24 protein-coding genes are annotated in these 26,768 nt (G+C 71.6%); 7 read left to right on the top strand and 17 right to left on the bottom strand.

The genetic code is table 11. From position 1 onward, the window contains the following. Positions 1–83: 83 nt before the first annotated feature. From ACWCRA_RS31810 to ACWCRA_RS31780, 7 genes are all read right to left on the bottom strand, one after another. Complete coding sequence (locus ACWCRA_RS31810) at positions 84–575, bottom strand: hypothetical protein (protein WP_451069202.1); 492 nt, start codon at positions 573–575, stop codon at positions 84–86. A 191-nt stretch (positions 576–766) separates the two neighbouring features. After that, on the bottom strand, positions 767–2,344 hold the full coding sequence (locus ACWCRA_RS31805; protein ID WP_451069201.1) for a type IV secretory system conjugative DNA transfer family protein: 1,578 nt from the start codon (positions 2,342–2,344) through the stop codon (positions 767–769). Between the two features lies 1 nt (position 2,345). Further along, the gene (locus ACWCRA_RS31800; RefSeq protein WP_351558081.1) at positions 2,346–3,758 is read right to left on the bottom strand and encodes an ATP-binding protein; all 1,413 of its coding nucleotides are present in this window, start codon (positions 3,756–3,758) and stop codon (positions 2,346–2,348) included. 14 nt (positions 3,759–3,772) lie between these two features. Beyond that, on the bottom strand, positions 3,773–5,335 hold the full coding sequence (locus ACWCRA_RS31795; RefSeq protein WP_351558080.1) for an SCO6880 family protein: 1,563 nt from the start codon (positions 5,333–5,335) through the stop codon (positions 3,773–3,775). After that, positions 5,332–6,624, bottom strand: coding sequence for a hypothetical protein (locus ACWCRA_RS31790; protein WP_451069200.1), 1,293 nt, complete (start codon positions 6,622–6,624; stop codon positions 5,332–5,334). Before ACWCRA_RS31790 ends, ACWCRA_RS31795 begins: the two co-directional genes overlap by 4 nt. Before the next feature lie 163 nt (positions 6,625–6,787). Next, positions 6,788–7,648: a hypothetical protein gene (locus ACWCRA_RS31785; RefSeq protein ID WP_451069199.1), complete on the bottom strand. Its 861-nt coding sequence runs from the start codon at positions 7,646–7,648 to the stop codon at positions 6,788–6,790. 218 nt (positions 7,649–7,866) lie between these two features. Then, entirely contained in the window at positions 7,867–8,175 is a 309-nt protein-coding gene (locus ACWCRA_RS31780; protein WP_153482055.1) for a hypothetical protein, read from the bottom strand. A 339-nt stretch (positions 8,176–8,514) separates the two neighbouring features. On the opposite strand from ACWCRA_RS31780, the gene ACWCRA_RS31775 reads away from it, so the two are divergent. The 3 genes from ACWCRA_RS31775 to ACWCRA_RS31765 all read left to right on the top strand — a co-directional run bounded on the left by ACWCRA_RS31775 (position 8,515) and on the right by ACWCRA_RS31765 (position 11,644). Continuing rightward, the gene (locus ACWCRA_RS31775; RefSeq protein WP_451069198.1) at positions 8,515–9,354 is read left to right on the top strand and encodes an SAM-dependent methyltransferase; all 840 of its coding nucleotides are present in this window, start codon (positions 8,515–8,517) and stop codon (positions 9,352–9,354) included. 202 nt (positions 9,355–9,556) lie between these two features. Further along, positions 9,557–10,537 carry a C40 family peptidase gene (locus ACWCRA_RS31770; RefSeq protein ID WP_451069205.1) on the top strand — a complete coding sequence of 327 codons (981 nt, stop codon included), beginning with the start codon at positions 9,557–9,559 and terminating at the stop codon, positions 10,535–10,537. Between the two features lie 339 nt (positions 10,538–10,876). Further along, positions 10,877–11,644 carry a phosphatase PAP2 family protein gene (locus tag ACWCRA_RS31765; protein WP_351558072.1) on the top strand — a complete coding sequence of 256 codons (768 nt, stop codon included), beginning with the start codon at positions 10,877–10,879 and terminating at the stop codon, positions 11,642–11,644. Between the two features lie 123 nt (positions 11,645–11,767). Here ACWCRA_RS31765 and ACWCRA_RS31760 read toward each other — a convergent pair whose 3' ends face one another. Then, the gene (locus ACWCRA_RS31760; RefSeq protein ID WP_351558070.1) at positions 11,768–12,028 is read right to left on the bottom strand and encodes a hypothetical protein; all 261 of its coding nucleotides are present in this window, start codon (positions 12,026–12,028) and stop codon (positions 11,768–11,770) included. A gap of 139 nt (positions 12,029–12,167) precedes the next feature. Then, complete coding sequence (locus tag ACWCRA_RS31755; RefSeq protein WP_351558068.1) at positions 12,168–13,739, bottom strand: FAD-binding oxidoreductase; 1,572 nt, start codon at positions 13,737–13,739, stop codon at positions 12,168–12,170. Between the two features lie 410 nt (positions 13,740–14,149). Here ACWCRA_RS31755 and ACWCRA_RS31750 point away from each other — a divergent pair, with 410 nt between their 5' ends. Continuing rightward, a complete protein-coding gene (locus ACWCRA_RS31750; RefSeq protein ID WP_351558064.1) occupies positions 14,150–15,028 on the top strand; it encodes a hypothetical protein in 879 nt (292 codons plus the stop codon). A 75-nt stretch (positions 15,029–15,103) separates the two neighbouring features. Continuing rightward, positions 15,104–15,316, top strand: coding sequence for a hypothetical protein (locus tag ACWCRA_RS31745; protein WP_351558063.1), 213 nt, complete (start codon positions 15,104–15,106; stop codon positions 15,314–15,316). 214 nt (positions 15,317–15,530) lie between these two features. Here the strand turns inward: ACWCRA_RS31745 and ACWCRA_RS31740 are convergent, their stop codons facing one another. Further along, positions 15,531–15,902 (bottom strand): metal-sensitive transcriptional regulator, encoded by a 372-nt coding sequence (locus ACWCRA_RS31740; protein WP_451069197.1) that lies wholly within the window; start codon positions 15,900–15,902, stop codon positions 15,531–15,533. 293 nt (positions 15,903–16,195) lie between these two features. On the opposite strand from ACWCRA_RS31740, the gene ACWCRA_RS31735 reads away from it, so the two are divergent. Beyond that, positions 16,196–16,816 (top strand): DUF47 domain-containing protein, encoded by a 621-nt coding sequence (locus ACWCRA_RS31735; RefSeq protein ID WP_351558059.1) that lies wholly within the window; start codon positions 16,196–16,198, stop codon positions 16,814–16,816. Between the two features lie 5 nt (positions 16,817–16,821). After that, positions 16,822–17,820 (top strand): inorganic phosphate transporter, encoded by a 999-nt coding sequence (locus ACWCRA_RS31730; RefSeq protein ID WP_351558057.1) that lies wholly within the window; start codon positions 16,822–16,824, stop codon positions 17,818–17,820. 401 nt (positions 17,821–18,221) lie between these two features. On the opposite strand, the gene pstB is transcribed toward ACWCRA_RS31730, so the two are convergent. From pstB to ACWCRA_RS31695, 7 genes are all read right to left on the bottom strand, one after another. Next, positions 18,222–18,998: a phosphate ABC transporter ATP-binding protein PstB gene (gene pstB / locus ACWCRA_RS31725; protein ID WP_351558055.1), complete on the bottom strand. Its 777-nt coding sequence runs from the start codon at positions 18,996–18,998 to the stop codon at positions 18,222–18,224. 24 nt (positions 18,999–19,022) lie between these two features. Then, a complete protein-coding gene (pstA, locus tag ACWCRA_RS31720) occupies positions 19,023–20,102 on the bottom strand; it encodes a phosphate ABC transporter permease PstA (protein WP_351558053.1) in 1,080 nt (359 codons plus the stop codon). Further along, on the bottom strand, positions 20,099–21,106 hold the full coding sequence (pstC, locus tag ACWCRA_RS31715; RefSeq protein ID WP_351558051.1) for a phosphate ABC transporter permease subunit PstC: 1,008 nt from the start codon (positions 21,104–21,106) through the stop codon (positions 20,099–20,101). Before pstC ends, pstA begins: the two co-directional genes overlap by 4 nt. Before the next feature lie 104 nt (positions 21,107–21,210). Next, positions 21,211–22,344 carry a phosphate ABC transporter substrate-binding protein PstS gene (pstS, locus tag ACWCRA_RS31710; protein ID WP_351558049.1) on the bottom strand — a complete coding sequence of 378 codons (1,134 nt, stop codon included), beginning with the start codon at positions 22,342–22,344 and terminating at the stop codon, positions 21,211–21,213. 508 nt (positions 22,345–22,852) lie between these two features. Further along, positions 22,853–23,296 (bottom strand): NUDIX hydrolase, encoded by a 444-nt coding sequence (locus tag ACWCRA_RS31705; protein ID WP_351558047.1) that lies wholly within the window; start codon positions 23,294–23,296, stop codon positions 22,853–22,855. After that, positions 23,293–24,531 (bottom strand): CHAD domain-containing protein, encoded by a 1,239-nt coding sequence (locus tag ACWCRA_RS31700; RefSeq protein WP_451069196.1) that lies wholly within the window; start codon positions 24,529–24,531, stop codon positions 23,293–23,295. Before ACWCRA_RS31700 ends, ACWCRA_RS31705 begins: the two co-directional genes overlap by 4 nt. Continuing rightward, positions 24,497–26,728: an RNA degradosome polyphosphate kinase gene (locus tag ACWCRA_RS31695; protein WP_351558043.1), complete on the bottom strand. Its 2,232-nt coding sequence runs from the start codon at positions 26,726–26,728 to the stop codon at positions 24,497–24,499. Before ACWCRA_RS31695 ends, ACWCRA_RS31700 begins: the two co-directional genes overlap by 35 nt. Between the last annotated feature and the right edge of the window lie 40 nt (positions 26,729–26,768).

Genomic DNA, 26,768 nt, shown 5'->3' with positions numbered 1-26,768 from the left:
TGGGAGAGTAGGACGCCGCCGAACAATTTTTAGCCTCAGTCCCCTGGATCTTTATGGTCCGGGGGGCTGAGGCATTTCTGCGTTCAGGACCTTTTCTGTTCCGTGTCTGTCTGCTCTGTGCTCAGCAGCAGCCGGTGGTCGTGGATCTCGCGCAGCATGCCCTCCTCCTGCGGGGTCCGGCCGCCGATCAGCCCCTCCCAGGTCGCCGGCCAGCTCTCCACGAGCCAGGACGGCACACATCCGGCCTCCGGGAGGGAGCCGGGGATCTCATCCGGGCGCTCCAGACGGTGGTGGACGGAGAGCGTCGGCACCACATGGGTGCCCCGGGCGGCGAGCCGGTCGAAGAGCCGGCGGGCGCGGTCCCGGTGGTAGCCGCGTACGGCCTCGTGCTCCAGGGTGTGCACCTGGTGGAACCAGGAGCGGTAGCGGGCGAGGCTGGACGGTTCGGCCGGGTCCAGGCGTACCTTCGCCAGGCCCTCCCGTATCCGCTGTTCGTCGGCGGAACCGGCCAGGAGCAGGGCGTGCAGATGCTCGATGGTCTGCTGGCCCGCGTCGGCGCACTCCGCGATGGTCATCGAGTCGGGGCAGTGGCCCGCGAATCGGAGACCTCGATCACTTCCTTGCCGGTGTCCGCGGCGAAGATGGACGGGGGCCCGTCGACGAGCGGGCCGGCTATCACCCAGTGAGGGCCGAGAAGCCCGCCGTCCGAGATCCGCCGCCGGCGCCCTTTCCGGGCACCGCCGCTGACCGCCGTTCAGCCGCGGAGTCAGTGGGGGAGGGGCTCCGGCCAGCGGGAGCGTGCCTGTTCGGCGGAGCGGAGCAGGACCAGGGTCGGCAGGCCCTGGTCCTGGCCGGTCGCCAGCAGCTCCGGGAGCCGGGGAAGCGGAGCCACCGCGGCGACATCGTCCAGAACGAGGGTCATTGGTGGGTCGAGCCGGCCGGCGGATGACCGTGCGGCCATGCGGCGGCCGTGCTCGACCACGTCTGCTGCCAGTGCGGTGAGCAGTGGCATCGCTCCGGGGCGGGATCTCGGGTCCTCAATGGGTTCACCCACCAGATAGAGGGTTCCCCCTTCATCCGCAAATGATTCCAAGGTGAGGGAATCTGTCCGGTTCGGAGTGCAAGCCTCGCGGATATGGATCGAGGAGAGCGCTGAGAGTGCCCGGGCCACCAACTGCTGGGCGATCTCGCGGCGTTCCGGGTGGGCGGTGAGGGCGGACTCCAGCAGTCCGGCGAGGCCGCCGCCGGCCTTGGGGTGGGTACGGAGGATGCGTACGGCGTCGTGGGCGCCGCCGCCCTGTGCCCAGCGGTGGACCTGTTTGAAGGGCCTGCCGTCCACGGCGGCGGCGTGCAGCCAGCAGCGCAGCAGGGTCTCGGCGGTGTCGGCCATCACGGCGTCGAGGAGCGCGTGGGGGCGGACGGGGGCGAGGAGCGCGGTGGCGCGGTCGGCGGCGGTCCCGGCGTCCTCGCAGCGGCTGGTGGGCGACCAGTGGAGGCGCGCCGGGGTGTCGCAGAGGTGGCCCGGGTCGTAGACGAGCACCGGGCCGAGCTTGGCGCGGGCGTCCTTGGTCTCGGACCAGACGGCGGGGTCGGAGGTGACGACGACGGCGGGTCCCTCGGCGTCGAGTACGGCCTGGAGGGCGGCGGGGCGGCGGGTGTCGGGTCCGCCGTAGAGCAGCCGCGGGGCGCGGGGGGACGGGAGCGGAGGGCCGCTGAGGACCGGAACCGGGGCTGGGGTCGGGACCGGGACCGGGACCGGAGCCGGGGCCGGTGGCGGTGTCGTATCGGCCGGTGACGGGTCGGCCGGAGCGCTGGTCGGCGTGGTGGCCGGCGCCGGATGTCCGGTCGTCGTCGGGGGAGGCGTCGTCGAGGGCGCCGGATGTCCGGGGGCGTCGGTGGCGGGGGCAGCGGCCGGTGCGGGGGCGGAGAGGGGCTCGGCCGTGTCGTGCCCGGCGGTGGCCTCCGCCCGGCGGTTCTCCCGTACGGCCTTCCAGCGCGCCACCGTCCCCAGGACGAAGACCGCCAGAACCAGCAGCACCATCAGCTGACTGATCACCAGACCCCAGAAGAGTCCGTATCCGGACAGCTCGCCCTCCGGGGTCCCCGGCCAGGCCGCGGCCAGGTCCTGGGGAGCGGAGACGAGGGAGCGCAGGGCCTGCGGGGTGTTCTTGAAGGTGACGTCCGACGGCCAGGAGCCGTGGGACAGCAGGCCCGACAGCCCGGTCGCCGTCCAGACCAGCACCAGTGAGCTGACGCCGAGACCGAGGAGCCCGAGCAGCAGTCCGTCCGGGATGCCCCCGCTTCCCTGCCGGCCCCCGTGACCGTGCTGTTCGGGCTGCCGCATGTCATGCCACCGTCGACTCGGGGGACTCGTCCAGCTTGTGGCGCTCGATCAGGGCCGCCCGCTGTTCCGCCTCCCACTCCGCGGCGGCCAGATCCTCCGAGAGCACGGACCCCGAGGACTCGGTCATGGCCCGGTCGGTGAAGACCAGGGGCCGCTCGGCCTCGGTGATCAGGTGTTTGACGACCTGGACATTGCCGTTGACATCCCAGACGGCGATGCCGGGCGTAAGGGTCGGAATGATCTCCACCGCCCAGCGGGGCAGCCCGAGGACCCGGCCCGTCGCTCTCGCCTCGTCCGCCTTCTGGGCGTAGATCGTCCGGGTGGAGGCCATCTTCAGGATGGCCGCCGCCTCCCGCGCGGCGGCGCCGTCGACGACATCGGAGAGGTGGTGGACGACCGCGACGAAGGAGAGACCGAGGCGGCGGCCGAACTTCAGCAGCCGCTGGAAGAGCTGGGCGACGAACGGCGAGTTGATGATGTGCCAGGCCTCCTCGACCAGGAAGATGCGTTTCTTCCGGTCGGGGCGAATCCAGGTGTGCTCCAGCCAGACGCCGACGATCGCCATCAGGATCGGCATCGCGATCGAGTTGCGGTCGATATGGGAGAGATCGAAGACGATCAGCGGCGCGTCGAGGTCGATCCCGACCGTCGTCGGGCCGTCGAACATGCCCCGCAGGTCGCCGTCGACCAGCCGGTCCAGGACCAGCGCGACATCCAGGCCCCAGGCCCTGACATCGTCTATGTCGACATTCATCGCCTCGGCCGACTCGGGTTCCGGGTGGCGCAGCTGGTCGACGATGTCGGTCAGGACGGGCTGACGGTTGGTGATGGTCTCGTTGACATAGGCGTGGGCGACCTTGAGCGCGAAGCCCGCCCGCTCGTCCAGGCCGTGCCCCATCGCGACCTCGATGATGGTGCGGAGCAGAGCGAGCTGGCCCGTGGTGGTGATCGCGGGGTCGAGCGGGTTGAGCCGGATGCCGCCGTCGAGCGCGGTCATCGGGTCGAGCCGGATGGGGGTTATCCCCAGCTCCTGCGCGATGAGGTTCCACTCGCCGACGCCGTCCTCGCCCTGGGCGTCGAGCACCACGACCTGCCGGTCCCGGAAGCGGAGCTGGCGCAGGACGTACGTCTTCTCCAGCGCCGACTTGCCGTTGCCGGACTCACCGAGGACCAGCCAGTGCGGGGCGGGCAGTTGCTGCCCGTACAGCTGGAACGGGTCGTAGATGTACCCCTTGCCGCTGTAGACCTCACGGCCGATGATCACGCCCGAGTCGCCGAGGCCCGGGGCCGCGGTCGGCAGATAGACGGCCTGCGCCTGCCCGGTGGAGGTGCGCACGGGCAGCCGGGTCGTCTCCACCTTGCCGAAGACGAAGGCGGTGAAGGCCTCGGTGAGGACGGACATCGGATCTCGCATCAGGATCAAGGCCCCTAACGGCGGATGCCGGTCGCGAACGGAAGAGTGTTCACAAAGGCCCGGTGGTGTTCGCGGTCGCACCACTCCAGCTTCAGATACGACTTGCCCGCCGAGGCTCTGATCGTCCGCTTGTCCCTGGCCAGGGCTTCGGGCGAACGCGACGACACAGTGATGTACCCGACGAGGTTGACGCCCGCCGCCCCACTGGCGAGATCTTCACCCCGCTGGTCGAGCCGGCCGTGCGCGGCGATGTCGCGCGGGTCGACCGTACGGTTCATCTTCGCGGCGCGGCTGGCGTCGGCCTCGTCGTTGGTCTTCTCGGTGAGCATGCGCTCGATGGCGACTTCGGTGGGTTCGAGGTCCATGGTGACCGCCACCGTACGGATCACATCGGGGGTGTGGACGAGCAGCGGGGCGAGGAAGTTGACGCCGACCGGGGTCATCGGCCACTCCTTCACCCAGGCGGTGGAGTGGCACCAGGGCGCGCGGGTGGAGGATTCGCGGGTCTTGGCCTGGAGATAGGTGGGCTCCATGGCGTCCAGCTCGGCGGGCCAGGCGTTGCGCTTGGTCATGGCCTGGATGTGGTCGATGGGGTGGTCGGGGTCGTACATCGAGTGCACGAGGGAGGCGAGCCGGCCCTGGCCGAGCGGCTGGCGGACCCGGATGTCGGCCTCGGCGAGCCGGGCGCAGATGTCGGTCAGCTCACGGGCCATGACGACGGCGAGGCCGGCGTCCTTGTCGAGCCTGCGGGCCTTGCCGCCGCCGGCGGCGCGGGCCGCGCGGGCCATGGCGTTGGCCTCGGCGGCCAGCTCGCGGGTGTAGTGCATACAGGCGACGAGATAGGCGCGGTGCTGCTCGCTGGAGGTGGAGACCATCGACTGGAGCTGGTCGTAGGAGTCGCGCAGCCAGGGCGGGGCGTGGGTGTCGCCGCGCTGGGCGACGTCCTTGGCGTGGGCGTCGGGGTCGGCGGGGAGGGTGCGGGCGAGGATCTGGAGCCGGGTCACGAAGCCGTCGCCGTTGGCGACGTGCTTGAGGAGGGTGCCGAAGCGGTCGACCAGGGCCTCCTGGTCCTCGCTGTCGCGCAGTCCGACGCCGGGGCCCTCGATCTCGATGGCGGCGGTGACGGTCCGGCGGTCGGCGTGCAGGAGGACGGCGATCTCGTCGGGGCCGAAGGGGGCGGCGAGCCAGTTGATCCGGCCGATGCCGGGCGGCGGCCCGATCTCCACCTCGCGCCCGTCGAGCGCGGTGCCGGCCTCGACGGCGGAGGAGCGGTAGGCGGTCTTGCCGCCGCGCACGCTCCGCTTGAAGCTGCGGTTGATCTCGAACCACTTGTAGAAGGTGCGGTGCTTGTACGGGACGTACACGGCCGCGAGGGCGAGCATCGGGAAGCCCATCAGCAGCACGATCCGCAGGGTGAGCACGGGGACGATCAGTCCGCTCATCATGCCGAGGAACGCGCCGGCGATGATCAGGGCGATCTCGCCGGTCTCGCGGTTCTTGCCGATGATGGCGTTCGGCCGGGCCCGGCCGATCAGATAGGTCCGGCGGGGCGCGATGGGATGGGACTGGGTCGTCAACGCCCTCCACCTCCTGTGCTCTTGCGGTTGCTGTGCGGGGTGTTGGTGCTGGGCGCGCTGCTACGGGGTGGGGGCGCCGTGCTCCCCGCCGCGGGCCCGGCGGTGGCCGCGCCGCCGCCGGTGGGGCGGCTGCTGTGGGCGGCGACGCCGCCGCCGACGGGGTTGGCGGGCCGGGGTGCGGAGGACCCGCCGCCGCCGTCGCCGCCGCCGGTGTTGCCCCGGGCGCTGTGGGTCTTGATGCCCTGGGAGACCAGGGCGGCGGGGGAGCTGATGACGGCGGCTGCGCGGTTCTCGACTCCGCCCTGGACGCGGTTGTTGCGGGAGGCGACGATCTCGTCGCCGAAGCCGGGGACGAAGCGGTAGATCATTCCGGAGGCGATGATGGCGAGGATGATGATCGCGAGTCCGGAGACGATCGCGCCGATGGAGTCGGTCTCCTCGGAGTTGGTGAGGGCGCCCGCGAGGCCGAGGACGATGGCGATGACCGGTTTGACCAGGATGATCGCGATCATGATGCCGGCCCAGCGGCGGACGTTGCCCCACATGTTCTTGTCGACGAGTCCGGAGTAGACGACGACGCCGAGGATGGCGCCGACGTAGAGGACGATCGCGCGGATGAACAGTTCGAGGTAGAGGACTCCGGCCGCGACGATGGTGACGAGGGAGACCACGATCTGCATGATCGGGCCGCCGCCGATGTCGTTGCCCTGTTTGAGCGCGGCGGAGAAGTTCCCGAAGAATTTATCGGTCTGGTCGCCGGTGCCGCCGGTGATGACCTCGGTGACCCCGTCGGTGGCGGAGACCAGGGTGTAGAGGATCAGCGGGGTGAAGGCGGAGGCGAGGACGGCCAGCCAGAGGAAGCCGATGGCCTCGGAGAGCGCGGTGGTGAGGGGTACGCCGCGGATGGCCCGCTTGGCGACGGCGAGGAGCCAGAGGACGAGGGTGAGGACGGTGGTGGCGGCGAAGACGATGGCGTACTGGGAGAGGAAGGTGGTGTTGGTGAAGTCGACGGTGGCGGTGGACTCGACGGCCTTGGAGAGGGTGTCGACGGTCCAGGACGCGGCGTCGGTGCAGGCCCGGCCGAGGGCGCCGAGGGGGTCGGCGGCGTCGGTGGGGTCGAGGGTGGTGCTGCGGCTGGAGCCGCTGGTGCCTTCCTCTTCCTCGCAGTAGCGCCTGGACTGGCTGCTCAGGTAGCGGCATTTGTCCTCGCCGCTCGGGCTCGGGCTCGGGCTCGGAGTCGGTGTGGGCGCGGGGGTCGGCGCGGCGGCGGCGCGGGACGCGAGCAGCACGAGTGACGCCTGGATTCCCGCGAACGCGCCGAGGAGCGTCCCTCCGCGCCTGCGGGCCGGCCGGCCTCCGGCATCCCCGCCGGCGGATGCCCCGGGGGAGAGCCGGGTGGAGCCCTTCCCCGGCCGGGGACGCCCTTCGGTGCTTCCGATGGGAGAACGAGGGCTACCGGGCATAAGTGAACCCTCCGAATTCCGCGACGGCCTTGCTGATCTCGTCCGCAGTGGAGGCGGCGACATCGCCAGGGACGGGCGCCGGCCCGTCCCGGTCCGTGTCGGCCTCGACCTTCCAGTCGCCCGACGTCCACTTCAGGTCGAAGGTCCAGGTCTTCCAGGTGGTCCGGACCGGGTCCCTGGAGTCGGGGCCCGACATGCCGATCAGTCCCATGTACCAGACCGAGACCTTGGCGGCGTCCTGGGTGAAGCTCTCCACCTTGGTGCCGACGGGCACGGTGCGTGAGACGAAGGTGCTGCCCTTGGGGGCCTCGCCATCGGCGTCCAGGCCCATGGTGTCCAGGAATTCCGGTGAGTAGGCCTTGTCCTGAGGCCCCTTCAGCCGGGTGACCGCCGCGGGGGTGTAGACGGTGTCCACGATGATGTGACGGCTCCGGGTGTTGAACATGCCGTTGGAACCGAGTGCGACGGCGAAGTTGGAGGCGGCGCTCTGTGCCCCCTGCTCATCCCTCGCGTACCCCGTCGGAATCCCCTCCGACTCCCCCTTCACCGGCTTCACCCCGGTCGCCGCCGTCGCCGCCGGGCCCGGGCCCTTGTCCGTGGTGGAGGAGGGGGTGTCGTCGGCGGGGGTGCCGCCGCGGTTCGCGAAGGCGATGGCGGCGATCAGCAGGACGACGACTCCCACGACCGTGATGACGGAGCGGGAGGCCCGGGGCGGGCGGCGGGAGGTGGTGTAGGGGTCGGTGTCGGAGGTGCCGGGCAGGCGGGTGCGGGTCTGGCCCGAGCCGCCGAAGCCGTCGTCGGCGCGGCCACCCGGGTCACCGGGGTAGCCGTGGTCGTCCCCGAGGCTCATCTTGCGTACTTCCCCTCGCTCCGCTGGGGGAGACGCCCTCCCTCAACCAGGTGCGGACCCGTGTCGTATGACATCGAGTCATACGACGACGGTAGTCGCGCTGCTGTCCGCGCGGGCGCGGTGTGGTGACTGGACATCGGGGAGACGCAACCTCTGAGGGTGGGCCGGGCACGCGGGGAGGAGGTGGGGACCGGTGGGATGGGGGTGAGGTGGTGGGGTCAGACGGCCATCCCGTACACGATGGTGAAGACGGTTCCCAGCGACCCGATGATGAAGACGCCGGTCAGACCGGCGACGATCAGGCCCTTGCCCTGTTCCGCGCTGAAGGTGTCGCGCAGCGCGGTCGCGCCGATCCGCTGTTTGGCCGCGCCCCAGATCGCGATGCCGAGGCAGAGCAGGATGGCCACGGCCATCACTACCTCGATCATCACCCGGGCCTCGTTCCCCAGGCCTCCGAAAGGCCCCCAATTTGGAGCGATTCCGCCAATGATGGTGGTGATATCGCCCTTTTCGGCTGCCAGGATCATGTGTAACTCACCGCCCCTGTCGGGTTGTTCGCTGCCCTTGCCCCTCGGCATGGGCCATCTCTTCTATCTTCGCTGATGAAACCGCCCTCGTATGCCGACTTGGCGGGTCTCTTTACCCGATCTCCGCACGTATGACCGATGCCACTTGTCCTGACCTGCGGAGAAGTGGTTCGGATCATGATGAGGAGCCCGTACCGTCACTCTGTGTATCACGCTGCGTGACTCCGGGCAATGACTGTCGTTGTTCCACCTTTGGGGTGCTCCTCACGTTTCGGGCGCGCCGTGTCCGCTTTGGGGCGTGCGCGGGGCCGATATCGTGCGCAACGGCTCTCCGGAGGGATGCGTTTGGATACCGTGTCCCGCGTGACTGGACTCGAGGACATACGCCTCCGGATCGACACCACGCGCCCCCACACCGCCCGCATCTGGAACTACTGGCTCGGCGGCAAGGACAACTACCCGGTCGACCGGGAGGCGGGGGACCGGATCAGGTCGATCCATCCGGGTATCGGGGATTACGCCCTGGCCGACCGGCTCTTTCTCGGGCGGGCCGTGCACCATCTCGCGGCGGAGGCCGGGATCAGGCAGTTCCTCGACATCGGCACGGGGCTGCCGAGCGCCGACAACACCCACGAGGTCGCCCAGCGGGCCGCGCCCGACGCGCGGATCGTGTACGTGGACAACGACCCCCTGGTCCTCAGTCACGCCCGGGCCCTGCTGACCAGTACGTCCGAGGGCCGCACGGACTATCTCGACGCGGATCTGCGCGACGCGGGCGCCATCCTGGAGCGGGCGGCCGAGACGCTCGACCTCTCCCGGCCCGTCGCGCTGATGCTGCTCGGGGTGGTGATCTTCATCGAGGACGACGAGCAGTCGTACGACGTCGTGCGCCGGCTGATGGCCGAGCTGCCGTCCGGGAGCCATCTGGTCCTCTCGCACACGATCACCAGCCCGTCGATGCCGGATGTGGACGCGGCGGTGGCCTTCTGGAACGAACACGGCACCCCGCGTCTGACCCAGCGGACCCCCGAGGCCGTCGAGCGGTACTTCGAGGGTCTCGAACTGCTCGAACCGGGCCTGGTCTCCTGCTCCCGCTGGCGCCCCCGGGCCGGGCGGGGGGAAGGGGCGGAGCCGCCGGCCGAGGTGGCGATGTTCGGGGCGGTGGGGAGGAAGCCGTAGCGGTCGGGCCGGGCCCGGCGGGGCCGTTACGGGAGAGGCCCGCGCCCGGGGAGGGCCGTGGACACCCCTTCCGCTGTCCCCTTCGTCCACCTCCTGAATCACCCTTCCCCCACCTACACTGACGCAGGGCGGCGTACTCCCCAGGGGTGAAGGGCGGTTGACGGTGCGTAAGGCGTGGTGGATCGCGGGGCTGTCCGCCGGGATGGCCCTGCTGTTCGTCGGACTGCTCGTGGTCGGTGCCTTCACCGCCGCCGCCGGTCTCCTCGGCGGCGCCGCCGACGGCCGCAACGGGGCCGTGGGGCTCGCCAAGGGCGCCGTCCCCGCGCGGTACCAGTCACTGGTGCAGAAATGGGGCAACCTCTGCCCCGCGATCAACCCGGCGCTCCTCGCCGCCCAGCTCTACCAGGAGAGTGGCTGGAACCCGCGCGCGCAGAGCCACGCGGCGGCGCAGGGCATCGCCCAGTTCATCCCCGGCACCTGGGCCACCCACGGAGTCGACGGGGACCAGGACGGGGACCGCGACGTCTGGGACCCCGCCGACGCGATCCCGTCGGCGGCGAGCTACGACTGCGCGCTGGCCGGCTATGTGAAGAAGGCGCCGGGCGACCCCACCAGCAACATGCTCGCCGCCTACAACGCGGGCCCGTACGCCGTGATCAAGTACGGCGGCGTCCCCCCGTACAGCGAGACACAGAACTATGTGAAGATCATCCGCTCGCTGGAGAAGAGCTTCGCCAAGCCCATCGGCCGGGTCGACCCCTCGCGGCAGGCGGCCGGGGCGATCGAGTTCGCGCAGAAGCAGCTGGGCACCAAGTATCTGTGGGGCGGCACCGGCACCGCGGCGCAGGGCGGGCGGTTCGACTGCTCGGGGCTCTCCCAGGCCGCGTACCGGACCGTGGACATCGAGCTGCCCCGGGTGGCCAACGACCAGTACAACGCGGGACCGCACCCGGCCCGCGAGGAGCTGCTCCCCGGCGATCTGGTCTTCTTCTCCGACGACCTCACCAACTCCCGGGCGATCCGGCACGTCGGCATCTATGTCGGCGGCGGATATATGATCAACGCTCCCCGTACCGGGGCTGTGATCCGCTTCGACAAGATCGACACTCCGGACTACTTCGGGGCCACCCGGGTCACCGAGGATGGCGCGAAGGCGCTTCCCACGCCGGCTCCGGAGGTCTGACCCGGCGTTCCGGATGGCTGGAAAGCCTCTGGTGAGCCACGGCCCTGAGCTGCGGCGACGTATTTCTCTTCGATAACGTCATGGTGATCGTTCGGTGGAGAGAGGAACGTCGGGGGCGACCGGGCCGTTCCCTGGACGGAGCGGCCGTGCCGTCCCCCCGGCGGGGGCGGTGGTGGCGGCGCGGCTCCACCGCGCCGCGGCCGTGGAGACGGCCGCGACCGCAGAGACGACCGCGACCGGGCGGAAGCGGAAGCGGACGCAGACGTAGTTGTAGACGCAGACGCGGATGACGCGGACACCGAGCAGTTCAGGGCGATAAGAGGCAAGGGGCCGTAGCAGATGGCTGGACTCGCACTGGGGATTCCCCTCGCGGAGCCAAGGACGGGGCTTCTCCTCGCGGAAGCGAGCGGAGGGTCGGGCGCCGACCTCAATCTGCTCTACGACATCAACGGCCTGTCCAAAGCCGCCCCGCCGTGGGTCGATCGCATCATGGGCTTCGTCGGCGAGTACGGCATCATGTTCGGGCTCGTCGTCATCGGGCTCTGGTCGTGGTGGAGCGTGCGCCGCATCGGCACCGCCGAGGACTCGGTGGCCGCGGTCACCGGGCTCGTCTGGGCGCCGCTCGCCGCCGCCGCCGCGGTGGTGGTCAACATCCCCATCCGCGGCTTCGTGGAACGGCCGCGCCCCTTCGTCGACCACCAGGGGCTCGAAGTCCTGGTCTCCGGCAAGACCGACTACTCCTTTGTCAGCGATCACTCCACCATGGCCATGGCCATCGCGGTCGGCATCTTCCTGGCCCACCGGAAGCTCGGCTTCGCCGCGCTCGGGCTGGCGATCCTGGAGGGCTTCCTCCGGATCTACATGGGCGTCCACTACCCGACGGATGTCATCGGCGGCTTCGCGCTCGGCACGGCGGTCACCCTGCTGCTCGCGCCCCTGGCGATGGCGCTGCTGACCCCGCTGGTGTCGGCGATCGCCGGGTCGAGGGCCGGAGTGCTCGTACGGTCGAAGAAGCCGCTGCCCGGTCCGGGCGGAGAGCGCTCCGGGGCCAGGGGCGTTCCGGAGCAGAGGGTCGAGGGGAGCGGCGAGCGGGATCTCGCCGCCTGAAACTCTTCAGCGGCGGACCGCCGGGTCGTCGCGTGGAAGCCGAGCCCGTCGCGTTTCTCCCGTCCCGGGAGTGGCGCGGCGGGCTCACCGCTGTCGTGGGTGCCGTGCGGGCGGGCCCGGTGGTCAGCGCCGGCTGTTGCGGCTGCGGCGCTGATGGCGGCGGACGATCATGACGGTGGCTCCGGCGGCCATCGCGCCCGTCCCGGCGACGGAGAGCGAGCTCTCTATCGGGCCCTCCGGCCTGGCCGCGCTCGGCGCGGGTTCCCGGGGCGAAGCGGTGGTGGCGGCGCTCCCGAGGGGGAGCGCGAGGGTGAGGGCCGCGGTGGCGGCGAGCACGGCTATCCGGCCGCCGCGGCGCGCGGCTCGGCCCATCGGTCGGTTCATGGCGGGACGTCCTCGGTCGGGTGCCCGGAGCGGGCGGCTGGGCGTTCGGCTGAACACCCCCTTGTGAACAAGGGCACCGCCCCCGCGCCGCCCCGGCCATCCGGACACCCCCGTATGGGCTACGGGACCTCCCGTACGGCTACAGCGCCTGCGGGAAGTCGAAGACCCGCTCCGGGTCGTACCGCCGCTTCAGCCGGGTGAGGCGGTCCGCCGCCGGTCCGTAGTACGCCCGCCGCCAGTCGGCCAGCCGGGGGTCGGGGTAGTTCTGGTACGCGGCGCCCGACGCGTGCGGGCGCAGGGCGCGGTGGGTCTCCCCCAGCCAGGCCCGCTGGTGTCCGCCGGGGGTGCCCGCCCGCCAGGAGGCGATGTACTGCGCCAGGGTCCGCGAGCGCCGGTGGACGAAGGCCGTCGCCGAGGGGTCCACCCGGTTGACCGCGCCGCCCAGCGCCGTCAGGGAGACCGAGCCCTGCCCGGCCGGGAGGTCCCGGAACGACTCGACGGCGGCGAGCAGCGCCCGTATCCCGTCCGCCGGGAGGTCGCGGTCGAAGAAGTCGGAGGCGGAGGCGTACGTATCCCGCTGGAGGGCGCCCGCGCGGGAGCGGCCCGGGACCGTGCCCGGGAGCCGGCACTGCTCGGGGCTCAGCGTCGCGCAGTCCGCGTAGCCGAGCATGGCGTCCAGATGGCCGCGCCGCCGCAGCGAGACGGGTCCGGCCGGGGCGCCGGCCCGGTCGATGAGCCGGTCGAGGGCGGTGCTCAGCTCGCCCTCCGTGCCCAGGGAGCAGACCGCCACCGAGATATTGGGCGCGGCGCCGCCGGGTGCGGCGCCCAGATGGGCCGATGACCAGATCTCGTCCGGCTGGTCCGGGCCCCAGCGCTGCCAGGCCGCCAGCACGGCCGCCGCCCTCGGCCAGGGCCAGCTGATCCGGCCGGTCACGGCGGCGGGGGCGGGGCTGGTGCGGAAGCGGAGCGCGGTCACCACGCCGAAGTTGCCGTTGCCCGCGCCGCGCAGGGCCCAGAACAGCTCCGGGTGCTCGTCGGCGCTGGTGGTCAGGGTGGTGCCGGCGGCGGTGACGAGGGTGGCGGAGAGCAGGCTGTCGCAGGTCAGTCCGTACGCGCGGGAGGTGACGCCCTGTCCGCCGCCGAGGGTGAGGCCGCTGATGCCGACGGAGGGGCAGGAGCCGGCGGGGAGGGTGCGGCCGGTGCGGGCGAGAGTGCGGTAGACGTCGGCGAGCCGGGCGCCGGCGCCGATGGTGCCGTCGGCCGCGACCCGGTCGAGGGCGGAGACGTCGATGACGAGCCGGCCGGTGCCGGAGGACCACCCGGCGTAGGAGTGGCCGCCGCCGCGGATGGAGACGGGGACGCCGTGGGCGCGGGCGTGGGCGAGGCACTCCCGGATGTCGTCCTCGCCGGCGGCATAGGCGACGGCGGCGGGGCGCTGGGTGTCGAAGCGGGTGTTGTAGAGCTGGCGGGCGGCCGGGTAGTCGGCGTCGTCCGGGCGTATCAGCCGCCCGTCCAGGCTCCGGGCGAGGGCGTTCCAGTCGGGGGCCCGGGAGGTGCGGGGCGCGGGGGGTGGTGCGGGGGCAGGGGTGGTCCGGGCCGGGGCGCCCGGCCGGCTGCCGGTGCCGGCCCCGTCGCCCCCGCTGCCGCCGCCGCTGGTGCAGGCGGTCGCGGTGAGGGCCACCGCGGTGGTGAGCAGTGCGCGCCGGTCCATCTGGGCCTCCCGAGGGCGTCCTGGTGGACGAGACGGCTCCACGGGCGGGCCGGTTCCGCGCTCAGTGCCCGGGGGCGGCCGGGGCGGGCGCCGGGGCCGGTGCCGGCGCGGGCTCCGGGGCGTGCGACCGGGCGTCGGCGCGGGCTCTCTCGCGCGAGCGCCGGGCCGGGCCCGCCCAGCCGCAGGAGCAGCGCGCCACGGCGAAGGAGCCGCGCTCGGCGGTGGTCGTGTGATGGGTCGGGTGATGCGGTCCCGGAGCGGGGTCCTGGGCGTCTTGCGGAAGCACGGTTCCACCGTACTGGGCCGGGGCGCGCCCGGTGCGCCCGCGTGACGGCGGGCCGGGGTTCTCGTTAGGCGGGGCGGGCGGAGGTCTTGGGAAACAGCGGTTCGGTGTTGGGGGTTGGCAGGCGATGGTGGTGCAGCAGCACAGGAGCAGGGGCGCGGCGGTCGCCGTCGTCGCGGCCGTCCTGGGTGCGGTGGCGGCCGGTGGCTGCTCCGCCGGCGGGCGGGACGGCGGCGCGGACGGCGACCGGCCGGGGCCCGGCTCCGTACAGGGCCAGGGGCGGGCCGGGCGGGTGGCGGACGGCGCGGCCGAGGAGGTGCGCGCGGCGGCGGACCGGCTCGTGGCGGCGGGCAGCGCCCGGGTGCGGACGTCGATGGAGACGGCCGCCGGGGGGACGCGGGTGACGATCCGGGGCGAGGGCGGCTATGACTTCGCCCGGCGCGAGGGCCGGCTCACGGTCGTGCTGCCGAAGGACCCGGCGGGGACGGACGACCGCAGTCCGGTCACCGAGCTGATGACGTCCGGGGCGCTGTACATGAAGAACCGCGGCGCCGGGGTGCCCGCCGACAAGTGGGTGCGGGTCGAGACGGCCTCGCTGGCGGACGGGAACCTGGTCACCGGGGGCGCGACCGATCCGCTGGCCGCCGCGGAGCTGCTGCGCAGCGCGCGGGACGTGTCCCCGGTGGGCCGGACGACGGTCGGGGGCGTGGCGGTGCGCCATTTCCGGGGCGGCGCCGACATCGCGCGGGCGGCCCGGGTCGCCGCGCCGCATGTGCGGGCCTCGCTGGCGGCGGCGGCGAAAGGGTTCGCCAGGGACGCCGTGCCCTTCGATGTGTACCTCGACGACGAGGGGCGGGTCCGGAAGCTGCGTCACCGCTTCCACTTCGGCAATGGCCGGGGGAGCGTCGCGGTCGTCTCGGAGACGCTGCTGTACGACTTCGGGGCGCCGGTCGCCGTGCGCCTGCCCGCGCGCGGAGATATTTACGCCGGAAGAATCAGGGGCTAAATGGTCCGGACGTGCCATGCGCTCCCCGTGCGTCACTCCCTACGCTAGGAAGCCGGTTCCGGCAGGAAGAGGTGAATGCACGTGGCTCCGCCCAGTACGACATTGGTACAGGACCACGTGGCCCTCGCCGAGATCGAGCTGTGCGGCGATCTGATCATCGCGGCGTCGGCGACGGACGGGGAGCGGCTCAGCTTCGACCGTATCGACGAGGTGCTGAAGGTGGCGGCCGAACGGTCGGCCCGGCAGATTCAGGAGACCTCACAGCTCCGGCAGATCCGGCAGGGGTGACCGCGGGCGGGGCCGGGGCGACGGTGCGCCCCGGCCCTCCGCGGGCGGGCTCTCCCGGCGGTCCGGTGCGGCGGGCCGGGTGGTCCGTGGGCCGGGTCCTCCGCGGGCCGGGTCCCGCGATCCGGGTCCTCCGCGGGCCGGGCCGGTGGCCGGGAGCGGAGCCGGCGCCCCGGCCCGGGTGTCCGGGTTTCCAGGTGCTCGGGCGTTCAGGTGCTCAGGTGCGGAGCAGGCGGGCGATGGCCTTGGTGGCCTCTTCGACCTTGGCGTCGATCTCATTGCCGCCCTTGACCGCGGCGTCCGCGACACAGTGCCGCAGATGCTCCTCCAGGAGCTGGAGCGCGAAGGACTGGAGGGCCTTGGTGGAGGCGGAGACCTGAGTGAGTATGTCGATGCAGTAGACGTCCTCGTCGACCATCCGCTGGAGGCCGCGGATCTGGCCCTCGATCCGGCGGAGCCGCTTGAGGTGCTCGTCCTTCTGGTGGTGGTAGCCGTGCACCCCGTGATCGTGGTCGGTGGCGGGGGCGGTGCCCGCCGCCGGTGCGGCGGTGCCGGTGACCGGGGGGCCGGCCGCCTCGGTGGTCGTCATCGCGTCCTCCCGTTGTCCTGCGTTCTGCGCTGTGGGTTGTCCTGCGGGCCGTGCTCTGGTGTGTGCTGGGGGTGCTCTCGGTGCTGTCCGAAAATGATCTGCTCAAAGTGAGCGCGCATATACCCCTCACGGGTATATGGTACCGAATCGCGAGAGAAAGGGGTGCCCGTGTGTGAGGGGCCCCTGCTCATCCGCGCCCTCGATGGGCGACACTGAGGAATGCCGGTTGGCCGTGGCCGGATGAATGCGCCTAGCATCAGCCTGTCCGAACCCAGAGCACCCGAGGACCCCACGTGCGATTTCGTCTGACCCCCAGGGAGACGAGCTTCTACGACATGTTCGCCGCGTCCGCGGACAACATCGTCACGGGCTCCAAGCTCCTGATGGAACTGCTCGGGGCGGACGCCTCCGGGCGGGCCGAGATCGCGGAACGGATGCGGGCGGCGGAACACGCGGGCGACGACGCCACCCATGCCATTTTCCACCAGTTGAACTCCTCGTTCATCACACCGTTCGACCGTGAGGACATCTACCGCCTCGCGTCGTCCCTCGACGACATCATGGACTTCATGGAGGAGGCCGTCGACCTGGTTGTGCTCTACCGGGTCGAGGAGCTGCCCAAGGGAGTCGAGCAGCAGATCGAGGTCCTGGTCCGCGCGGCCGAGTTGACCGCCGAGGCCATGCCGCACCTGCGGACCATGGACAATCTGACCGAGTACTGGATCGAGGTCAACCGGCTGGAGAACCAGGCCGACCAGATCCACCGCCGGCTGCTCGCGACGCTCTTCAACGGGAAGTACGACGCCATCGAGGTGCTCAAGCTCAAGCAGATCGTGGATGTGCTGGAAGAGGCCGCCGACGCCTTCGAGCACGTGGCGAACACCGTGGAGACCATCGCGGTCAAGGAGTCCTGACGCTCGTGGACACCTTCGCCCTGATCGTGACCATTGGTGTCGCGCTCGGATTCACCTACACCAACGGTTTCCACGACTCCGCGAACGCGATCGCGACCTCGGTCTCCACCCGGGCGCTGACGCCGAAGGCGGCGCTGGCGATGGCCGCGGTGATGAACCTCGCGGGCGCCTTCCTCGGCCAGGGCGTGGCCAAGACCGTCAGCGAGGGGCTCATCGCCACCCCCCAGGGCAGCAAGGGGATGGGCATCCTCTTCGCGGCGCTGCTGGGCGCGATCGTGTGGAACCTCGTCACCTGGTACTTCGGTCTGCCCTCGTCCTCCTCGCACGCCCTCTTCGGCGGGATGGTGGGGGCGGCGCTGGCCGGCGGCACGGAGGTGATCTGGTCCGGGGTGCTGGAGAAGATCGTCATCCCGATGTTCGTCTCACCGCTGGTCGGGCTGGTCGCGGGCTATCTGGTGATGGTCGCGATCATGTGGATCTTCCGCCGGGTCAACCCGCACAAGGCCAAGCGCGGCTTCCGTATCGCCCAGACGGTGTCGGCGGCGGCGATGGCGCTCGGCCACGGCCTCCAGGACGCGCAGAAGACGATGGGCATCGTGGTGATGGCCCTGGTCATCGCCGATGTGGAACAGCAGGGTGACGCGATTCCGGTCTGGGTGAAGATCGCCTGTGCGGTGATGCTCTCCCTCGGCACCTACGCGGGCGGCTGGCGCATCATGCGCACCCTGGGCCGCAAGATCATCGAACTGGACCCGCCCCAGGGCTTCGCGGCGGAGACCACGGGCGCGTCGATCATGTTCGGCTCTGCCTTCCTCTTCCACGCCCCGATCTCCACCACCCATGTGATCACCTCCGCGATCATGGGCGTCGGCGCGACCAAGCGCGTGAACGCGGTCCGCTGGGGAGTCGCGAAGAACATCGTCCTGGGCTGGTTCATCACCATGCCGGCCGCGGGCGCGGTGGCGGCGATGAGCTACGGCGTGGTCTGGCTGGTCTTCGGCTGACCCCGGGCCGCCGGGCGGCCGGAAGGGGCGGTACCGCCTGCCGCCCCCAGCGGTGGGCCGTACGACGAGTCGCAGCGCCCCGGCCCCTGAGCTTCCCCATGTCGGCTGCCCGCCGGGTGCGAGCCTCTGCCGGGCCGCGGGACCTCCGGGAGCCCGGGTGGGGTGTCACGCCTCGTGCGGTCTGAGGGCCGTTCAGCAGCCGTCTGCCGGGCCGCGTCCAGGCATGTGCGGTCCTTCTCGGTGCCGTCGGCGTACGCGCAGTGGGGCGGGAGCGCGGCGGGCGGGGAGCGCGGAAGGCCCGCCCCCTGGGAGAGGGGGCGGGCCCTGCGTCTTGCGGTGGCACCGCCATGCAGCACCGCGAGACGTTGGTGGGGGCAGCCGGCGGGTGCCCCGAGGGGGGATCAGCCGAAGCGGCCCGAGATGTAGTCCTCGGTCGCCTGGACGGACGGGTTGGCGAAGATCCGCTCCGTCTCGTCTATTTCGATCAGCCGGCCCGGCTGGCCGACCGCCGCCAGGTTGAAGAAGGCGGTGCGGTCCGAGACCCGGGCCGCCTGCTGCATGTTGTGGGTCACGATCACGATCGTGAACCGCTCCTTCAACTCGCTGATCAGGTCCTCGATCGCGAGGGTGGAGATCGGGTCCAGGGCGGAGCAGGGCTCGTCCATCAGCAGGACATCGGGCTCGACCGCGATGGCGCGGGCGATGCACAGACGCTGCTGCTGGCCGCCGGAGAGGCCCGAGCCGGGCTTGTTGAGGCGGTCCTTGACCTCGTTCCAGAGGTTGGCGCTGCGCAGGGACTTCTCGACGATGTCCGCGAGCTGGGTCTTCTTGTAGGAGCCGTTGAGCCGCAGGCCCGCCGCCACATTGTCGAAGATCGACATGGTGGGGAAGGGGTTGGGGCGCTGGAAGACCATGCCCACCGTGCGGCGCACGGCGACCGGGTCGACGTTCGACCCGTACAGGTTCTCGTCGTCCAGCATCACCTTGCCCTCGACCCGGCCGCCGGGGGTGACCTCGTGCATCCGGTTGAGGGTGCGCAGGAAGGTGGACTTCCCGCAGCCGGAGGGGCCGATGAAGGCCGTCACCGAGCGGGGCTCCACCGTCATCGAGATGTCCTCGATCGCCTTGTGGGTGCCGTAGTAGGCCGTCAGTCCGCTGACGTCGATTCGCTTGGCCATCTTCTTCACACTTCCAGGAGGCCGCTAGCGGCCGGTCTTCGGGGCCTTCCAGCGGGCGATGCCGCGGGCCACCAGGTTGAGGATCATGACGAAGGCGATCAGGACCAGGGCGGCGGCCCAGGCGCGGTCGTACGACGCCTCGCTGCCGACCCGGTACTGCTCCCAGATGTAGAAGGGGAGCGAGGACTGGGCGCCTTCGAACGGGTTCGCGTTGATCAGCTGGCTGCCGAAGACCAGGAGCATGATCGGGGCGGTCTCACCGGCGATGCGCGCGATGGCGAGCATCACTCCGGTGGTGATCCCGCCGAGCGCGGTCGGGATGACCACCTTCAGGATCGTGCGCCACTTCGGCACACCGAGGGCGAGCGATGCCTCGCGCAGCTCGTTGGGGACGAGCTTCAGCATCTCCTCGGTGGAGCGGACCACCACGGGGATCATCAGGATCGCCAGTGCCAGCGCGCCCATCAGCCCGGAGGGGGCCAGCCCGAACATCAGCATGATCGAGAGCACGAAGAGACCGGCGACGATCGACGGGATGCCCGTCATGACGTCGACGAAGAAGGTCACGGCCTTGGCGAGGGCGCCCCGGCCGTACTCGACCAGGTAGATCGCGGTCAGCAGGCCCAGCGGCACCGAGATCACGGTCGCCAGGCCCACCTGCTCCAGGGTGCCGAGGATCGCGTGGTAGACCCCGCCGCCCGGTTCGAAGCCGGGCACCCCGGCCATGGAGTGGGTGAGGAAGTACCCGTCGAGGACCTTGATCCCCCGGCTCACGGTCACCCAGATCAGCGAGAACAGCGGGACCACGGCGAGGATGAAGCAGACCCAGACCACGCTGGTCGCCAGCCGGTCCTTGGCCTGCCGCTTGTTCTCCACGGCGGTGGTGACCGCGTACGAGATGGCGACGAAGAACAGGGCCGAGACCAGGCCCCACTGGGTCCTGCTCTCCCAGCCGGCCACCGCGCCGAGTCCGCAGCCCAGCGCGACCGCGCCGGCCGCGAAGGCGGCGGGCGCCCAGCGGGGCAGGGAGCGGCTGCTGAGGGTGGACTCGCGGGTGGGCGGCGGGGTGGGGGTGGGGCGGTCCTGTATGGCTGTCTGGATCATGCGTTGGCCCCCGAGTACTCCTTGCGGCGGGCGATGATGAGGCGGGCCGCGCCATTGACCAGCAGGGTGAGGATGAACAGCACGAGCCCGGAGGCGATCAGCGCGTCCCGTCCCAGCTCATTGGCCTCGTCGAACTTGGCCGCGATGTTCTGGGCGAAGGTGCCGCCGCCCGGGTTGAGCAGATGGAGCGAGATCACAAAGCTCGGGGAGAGGACGGTGGCGACGGCCATGGTCTCGCCGAGCGCCCGGCCGAGGCCCAGCATCGAGGCGGAGATGACCCCGGAGCGGCCGAAGGGGAGCACCGACATCCGGATGACCTCCCAGCGGGTGGCGCCGAGCGCCAGGGCCGCTTCTTCATTCATCCGGGGGACCTGGAGGAAGACCTCCCGGCTGACGCTGGTCACGATCGGCAGGATCATGATCGCGAGCAGGATGCCGACGGTGAAGAGCGAGCGGGCGACGCCGATCTCGGTCTTCTCGAAGATGTAGGTCCAGCCGAAGAACTCGTCCAGCCAGAGGTTGAGCCCTTCGAGGTACGGCACGAGGAAGAGCGCGCCCCAGATGCCGTAGATGATCGAGGGGACGGCCGCCAGCAGATCGACCACATAGGCGATGGGCGCGGCCAGTCTGCGCGGCGCGTAGTGGGAGATGAAGAGCGCGATCCCGACCGCGATCGGCACGGCGATCACCATCGCCACGATGGAGCTGACGACCGTGCCGAAGAGCAGGACGGCGATGCCGAAGACCGGCGGGTCACCGGCCGGGTTCCAGTCGAAGGTGGTGAGGAAGTTGCCCTCGTCCTTCGAGATGGCGATGGCGGCGCGGTAGCTGAGGAACGCGGCGATCGACGCCATGATCACCAGCAGCAGGATGCCCGAGCCCCGGGAGAGGCCGAGGAAGATCTTGTCGCCCGCGCGGCCGGTGGAGGTGCTCTTCTTCCCGGTGGCCGGGGGCAGCGGCGCGGAGGGCGGGGGAGGGGAGTCTATGGGTGTGGTGGATGCCATGGTCTTTCCGGTCTGTGTGAGGGGAGCGGGGCGGCTCCCCCGGCGGCGGTGCACCGGATGGGGCGGCGGACGGGGGCGGTCGGGCCCCCGCCCGCCCGCCCGGGTTACTTCAGACCCGCGACGGTCTCGCGGACCTTGGCGTTGATCTCGGCGGGGATCGGGGCGTAGCCGGCGCCGGAGAGCACCTTCTGGCCCTCGTCGCCGGCGGCGTAGGTGAGGAAGGACTTCACGGTGTCCAGGGTCTCCGGCTTGTTGCCGGAGTCGCAGACGACCTCGTAGGTCACCAGGACGATCGGGTAGGCGCCCTCGGCCTTGGTGGTGTAGTCCAGCTCCAGGGCGAGGTCCTTGCCGGTGCCCTTGACCTTGGCGGCGGCGATGGCCTTGGAGGCGTTCTCCGAGGTGGCCTCGACCGGGGCTGCCGCGCCGGTGTCGATGCTCACGGTCGGGATGGACTGCGAGGTGGCGTACGACAGCTCGAAGTAGCCGATCGAGCCGTCGACCTGCTTGACCTGGGCGGCGACACCGGAGGAGCCGGAGGCGGCCTGGCCGCCGGGCGCGGGCCACTTCTTCTCGGCCTCGTAGGGCCAGTCGGCCCCGGCGGTGGCGCCCAGGTACTTGCCGAGGTTCTGGGTGGTGCCGGAGTCCTCGGAGCGGTGGAACGCCTGGATCGCCTTGTCCGGGAGCGACGCGCCCTCGTTGAGCTTGGCGATGGCCGGGTCGTTCCACTTCTTGATCTTGCCGTTGAAGATCTTGGCGATGGTGGCGGCGTCCAGGTTCAGGTCGTCGACGCCCGAGAGGTTGTAGCCGATCGCGATCGGACCGCCGACCATGGGCAGGTTGATGCCCTGGCCGTCCTTGCAGATCTTCTTGGACTCGGCGACCTCCTCGGGCTTGAGCGCCGAGTCGGAGCCGGCGAAGCCGACCGTGCCCTGGTTGAAGGCGACGATGCCCTCACCGGACGAGGACGACTTGTAGTTGATCTCCACGCCCGAACAGGCGGCCATGTAGTTCTTGACCCACAGGTCCATCGCGTTCTTCTGCGCGCTGGAGCCGGAGGCGAGCAGCCTGCCCTTGGCGCCCTCGCAGGAGATGTTCGAGGCGGCGCTGGTCTTGCCGTCGTTGGCGCCGCTGCCCGAGGCGTTGTCGTCCGAACCACACGCCGTGAGGACCAGGGCGCCGGAGACGGCGAGGGCGCCGAGCGCGGTGGCGCGAAGCCCGTTCTTGCGCTGAAGCTTCACTTTCGGGTGTTCCTTCCAGAAGCCGTGCGAGCGCCCGTTTCCGGAAGCTCTGGGTGACGGCGTGTGTCGGGGGTGGGGGCCGGCCGTGTGCCGGTTACCTCGTAAGGCCGAAATTAAGCAGATCAGGTGAAGCCGCCCACGGGGGCGAGTGAACGCCAGGTGAACCGTGTCGGGCGGCTGGGTGCCCGCCCTCCGCCGGACCCGCGCCGGGCGCCTTTCCGCCGCGCCGGGACGGCTTCCGCGCGAGCGGGCGTCCTCCGGCGGTCCTCCGGCGGGTTCCTCGGCAGGCCCTCCGGCGGTCTTCCGGCGGTCCCTCGGCCTCCGGCTCAGCGGGCCGGGCGTATCTCTTCCCCGGAGCCCGGGAGCCCCGCAGGCAGGGCGCCGCGGTCCTGGGCGTATCCATGGCGTACGGGCATGATCCGCGACCGTACACCGGATGGCGGGTGCCCGGTGTACGGGTGTCCGGGCGCCGCCCGGGGGTGGACGGGCTCCGGGAGCCCGCCGGGCGTCAGCCCCGCCGGTCCCGTCCCGCGGCCGGGCGCAGGGTGTCCAGGAGCGCCGCCACCGGCTCCCGGTCCCGTTCCCGGGTCAGCCGGGCGCGGGCGGCGGCGGGGGAGAGCCACACCACCGTGTCGACCTCGCTGTTGGGGGCGAAAGTGCCGCCGGTGGCCCGCGCGGCCCAGTAGCGGACCTCCTTGGGGCGGCCCTCGACCGGGTAGCGGACGGTGGGCAGCTCCCGGCCCGGAACACAGGTCGCGCCGGTCTCCTCCAGTACCTCCCGCAGGGCGCCGCGCACGGCCGTCTCGCCGCGTTTGAGCTTGCCCTTCGGATGCGACCAGTCGTCGTACTTCGGCCGGTGCACCAGGCAGATCTCCACGCCGCCGCCGTCGGGCGCGGGCCGCCACAGCACACACCCCGCCGCTCGTACGGTCTCGTCCGGACCCGGTGTCACCGGTGGCCTCCACCTGTCTCGACGGCATCGGTCCCGGGGGCGCCCGTCACGGCGGAGCCCCGCCAGACCTCCTGGAAGGCGAACCGGGCGGCCTCCACCTCATGGCGCTGGTCCGCGTGGAGCACGCCCAGGGCGTACGCCGTCGCCGGGGCGATCCTCGGGGTGCGGGCCGCGGCGGCGGCAGCGGCGGCGGCCTCGGCCGCGTCCCGGTGGCGGTCGAGGAGGAGCCCCGCCCGGCCGAGCACCGGGTCACCGGCCGGTCCGGTGACCTCCAGGGCGTACCGGTGCAGCCGCAGCAGTGCGCGGACCCGGTGCCAGGGGGCGTCCTGGGCCTCCTCGGCCGCCGTGGCGAGGCCGTGCACCAGGGCCTCCGCGTTGTACGGATGTCCCGCGCGGGCCAGCGGAAGCGCCGCCACCGCGTCGAGCAGCCGCCGCTCGGCGGTCTCGGCGGAGCTGAGGAGCGGGCCGGCGGCGGGGGCGAGCGGCAGCTCGGACGCGAGGAGGGCGACGGAGTCCGCGACCGCGTGGAAGCGGGCCGAGCCCAGCGCCTGGAGCGCGGCGGAGTGGGCCCGGGTCCTGGCCAGGGTGAGCTGCCGCTCCAGCAGCGCGGCGGCGCGCGCGGCCCCCACGGAGAGCGCCCCGCCCCCGGAACGGCCCCCGGAACCCGAACCCGAACCCGAACCCGCACCGGAACCGGAACCCGCACCGGAACCGGAACCCGCACCGGAACCGGAACCCGCACCGGAAGCGCGACCCGCACCGGAAGCGCGACCCGCACCGGAACCGGAACCCGGAGCGCCGACGGTGCCGCCGCTTCCGGGGTCGCCGGCCCCGGGGGACGGCGCTCCGGACAGCCGCGCCAGCGCCTCCACCAGCCGGTTCAGCCGTGACGTACAGGCGTGCTCCTGGGCGAGCGCGGTGGAGAGCCACGCCAGCTCCCCCCGCAGCCCGTCCGCCCACACCGGGTCCAGCAGCGGCCGGAAGGTGTGCAGGGTCCCGCTGATGCGGCGGGCCGCGATCCGCAGGGCGCGGGCGGCCTCCGCCGTGCCGGCGGTGTCCGCGCCGCTCTCCGCGTGGAGCCGCAGACTGCGCAGGAAGTCACCCGCACGGGCGTGCAGATAACCGGCGAGCGCGCCCGCCGCCGGATCGGTGGCCGGGGCCGCCGTGGAGGCCCGGGCCTGTGCGGGCACCCGGGACAGTTCAGGATTGAGCACGCCTTCGCCTCCGGGCGTCAATGAGCATCTCCTGGACATTGCGCAGCGGCTGGCCCTCCGCGTCGTGCGCGTGCCGCGTCCAGGCGCCGTCCGGGCCCAGGTGCCAGGACGACGTGGTGTCGGACATCCCGGTCTCCAGCAGCCGGGTGAGCGCGGCGCGGTGGGCCGGGTCGGTGACCCGGACCAGGGCCTCGATCCGGCGGTCGAGGTTGCGGTGCATCATGTCGGCGCTGCCGAACCACACCTCGGGCTCGCCGCCGTTGCCGAAGGAGAAGATCCGGGAGTGCTCCAGGAACCGCCCGAGGACGGAGCGCACCCGGATGTTCTCCGAGAGCCCGGTGACACCGGGGCGCACGGCGCAGATGCCGCGCACCCAGATGTCGACCGGGACGCCCGCCATCGCGGCCCGGTAGCAGGCGTCGATGATCGCCTCGTCCACCATCGAGTTGACCTTGATACGGACATAGGCGGGCCGCCCGGCCCTGTGGTGCGCGGCCTCCTTGTTGATCCGCGCGACCAGCCCGTCCCGGAGCGACTTGGGGGCGACCAGGAGCCGGCGGTAGGTCTCGCGCCGGGAGTATCCGGAGAGCCGGTTGAAGAGGTCGGAGAGGTCCGCCCCGACCTGCGGATCGGTGGTCAGCAGGCCCAGGTCCTCGTACAGCCGGGCCGTCTTGGGGTGGTAGTTGCCGGTGCCGACGTGCGAGTAGCGGCGCAGGGTCTCGCCCTCCTGGCGGACCACCAGCGAGAGCTTGCAGTGGGTCTTGAGACCGACCAGCCCGTACACCACATGGCAGCCCGCCTCCTCCAGCTTGCGCGCCCATTTGATGTTGGCCTGCTCGTCGAAGCGGGCCTTGATCTCGACCAGGACGAGCACCTGCTTGCCGGCCTCGGCCGCGTCGATCAGGGCGTCGACTATCGGGGAGTCGCCGGAGGTGCGGTAGAGGGTCTGCTTGATCGCCAGTACGTCGGGGTCGGCCGCGGCCTGCTCCAGGAACGCCTGTACGGAGGTGGAGAAGCTGTCGTACGGGTGGTGCAGCAGCACATCGCGCTCGCGCAGCGCCATGAAGATGTCGGGCGCGGACGCCGACTCGACCTCGGAGAGGTCGCGGTGGGTGCCGGCGATGAACTTGGGGAACTTCAGCTCCGGCCGGTCCAGCGCCGCGATCCCGAAGAGACCGGTCAGATCCAGCGGCCCGGGCAGCGGATAGACCTCCGCGTCGGTCACCTTCAGCTCGCGGACCAGCAGGTCCAGGACGTACGGGTCGATGGACTCCTCGACCTCCAGGCGCACCGGCGGGCCGAAGCGGCGCCGCATCAGCTCCTTCTCCAGGGCCTTGAGGAGGTTCTCCGCGTCGTCCTCCTCGACCTCCAGGTCCTCGTTGCGGGTCACCCGGAACATGTGGTGCGCGAGCACCTCCATGCCGGGGAACAGCTCCTCCAGATGGGCCGCGATGACGTCCTCCAGGGGGACGTACCGCTGCGGCGACGCCTCCAGGAAGCGGGAGAGCAGCGGCGGGACCTTCACCCGGGCGAAGTGGCGGTGCCCGCTGACCGGGTTGCGCACCACGACGGCCAGGTTGAGGGAGAGCCCGGAGATGTACGGGAAGGGGTGGGCCGGGTCCACGGCCAGCGGGGTCAGCACCGGGAAGATCTGCTGCCGGAACAGCGTGAACAGGCGGGCCTGCTCCTTCTCGGTGAGATCCGGCCAGCGGATGAGGTGGACGCCCTCGTCGGCGAGGGCCGGGGCGATGTCCTGCTGGAAGGCGGCGGCGTGCCGGGCCATCAGCTCGCGCGAGCGGGTCCAGATCAGATCGAGGACCTCGCGGGGCTGGAGGCCGGAGGCGGAGCGGGTGGCCACCCCGGTGGCGATGCGCCGCTTCAGCCCGGCGACCCGGACCATGAAGAACTCGTCCAGGTTGGAGGCGAAGATCGCGAGGAAGTTGGCCCGCTCCAGGAGCGGGGTGGCCGGGTCCTCGGCCAGTTCGAGCACGCGTTCGTTGAAGGCGAGCCAGCTCCGCTCCCGGTCGAGGAAGCGGCCCTTGGGCAGCTCGGTGCCGGAGCCGCCCCGGTCGTCCTCCTCGTACCCGTCGAGATCGGAGTCGAGATCGGGCTCCAGATCGGAGACCGTCGCGGCGACGGTGTGCGGTCGGTGCGCGGCTATCGAACCGACGGACGGCTGGGGGTGCTGGACCGATGCCTCGGTGGGCTGCTGACTCATACCCCCATTCTTCCGCGCGGAAGGGGCGTCGGGCGCGTCG

Source organism: Streptomyces sp. NPDC001889 (assembly GCF_053594535.1).
This window is presented reverse-complemented; position numbering and strand designations above follow the sequence as displayed.

Excerpts from the sequence above, each read along its gene's own strand:
- ACWCRA_RS31810 (WP_451069202.1), bottom strand. The coding sequence starts at position 575 with ATGACCATCGCGGAGTGCGCCGACGCGGGCCAGCAGACCATCGAGCAT.
- ACWCRA_RS31805 (WP_451069201.1), bottom strand. The coding sequence starts at position 2,344 with ATGCGGCAGCCCGAACAGCACGGTCACGGGGGCCGGCAGGGAAGCGGG.
- ACWCRA_RS31800 (WP_351558081.1), bottom strand. The coding sequence starts at position 3,758 with ATGCGAGATCCGATGTCCGTCCTCACCGAGGCCTTCACCGCCTTCGTC.
- ACWCRA_RS31785 (WP_451069199.1), bottom strand. The coding sequence starts at position 7,648 with ATGAGCCTCGGGGACGACCACGGCTACCCCGGTGACCCGGGTGGCCGC.
- ACWCRA_RS31780 (WP_153482055.1), bottom strand. The coding sequence starts at position 8,175 with ATGATCCTGGCAGCCGAAAAGGGCGATATCACCACCATCATTGGCGGA.
- ACWCRA_RS31775 (WP_451069198.1), top strand. The coding sequence starts at position 8,515 with ATGCGTTTGGATACCGTGTCCCGCGTGACTGGACTCGAGGACATACGC.
- ACWCRA_RS31770 (WP_451069205.1), top strand. The coding sequence starts at position 9,557 with ATGGCCCTGCTGTTCGTCGGACTGCTCGTGGTCGGTGCCTTCACCGCC.
- ACWCRA_RS31765 (WP_351558072.1), top strand. The coding sequence starts at position 10,877 with ATGGCTGGACTCGCACTGGGGATTCCCCTCGCGGAGCCAAGGACGGGG.
- ACWCRA_RS31760 (WP_351558070.1), bottom strand. The coding sequence starts at position 12,028 with ATGAACCGACCGATGGGCCGAGCCGCGCGCCGCGGCGGCCGGATAGCC.
- ACWCRA_RS31755 (WP_351558068.1), bottom strand. The coding sequence starts at position 13,739 with ATGGACCGGCGCGCACTGCTCACCACCGCGGTGGCCCTCACCGCGACC.
- ACWCRA_RS31750 (WP_351558064.1), top strand. The coding sequence starts at position 14,150 with ATGGTGGTGCAGCAGCACAGGAGCAGGGGCGCGGCGGTCGCCGTCGTC.
- ACWCRA_RS31745 (WP_351558063.1), top strand. The coding sequence starts at position 15,104 with ATGCACGTGGCTCCGCCCAGTACGACATTGGTACAGGACCACGTGGCC.
- ACWCRA_RS31740 (WP_451069197.1), bottom strand. The coding sequence starts at position 15,902 with ATGACGACCACCGAGGCGGCCGGCCCCCCGGTCACCGGCACCGCCGCA.
- pstB (WP_351558055.1), bottom strand. The coding sequence starts at position 18,998 with ATGGCCAAGCGAATCGACGTCAGCGGACTGACGGCCTACTACGGCACC.
- pstA (WP_351558053.1), bottom strand. The coding sequence starts at position 20,102 with ATGATCCAGACAGCCATACAGGACCGCCCCACCCCCACCCCGCCGCCC.
- pstC (WP_351558051.1), bottom strand. The coding sequence starts at position 21,106 with ATGGCATCCACCACACCCATAGACTCCCCTCCCCCGCCCTCCGCGCCG.
- ACWCRA_RS31695 (WP_351558043.1), bottom strand. The coding sequence starts at position 26,728 with ATGAGTCAGCAGCCCACCGAGGCATCGGTCCAGCACCCCCAGCCGTCC.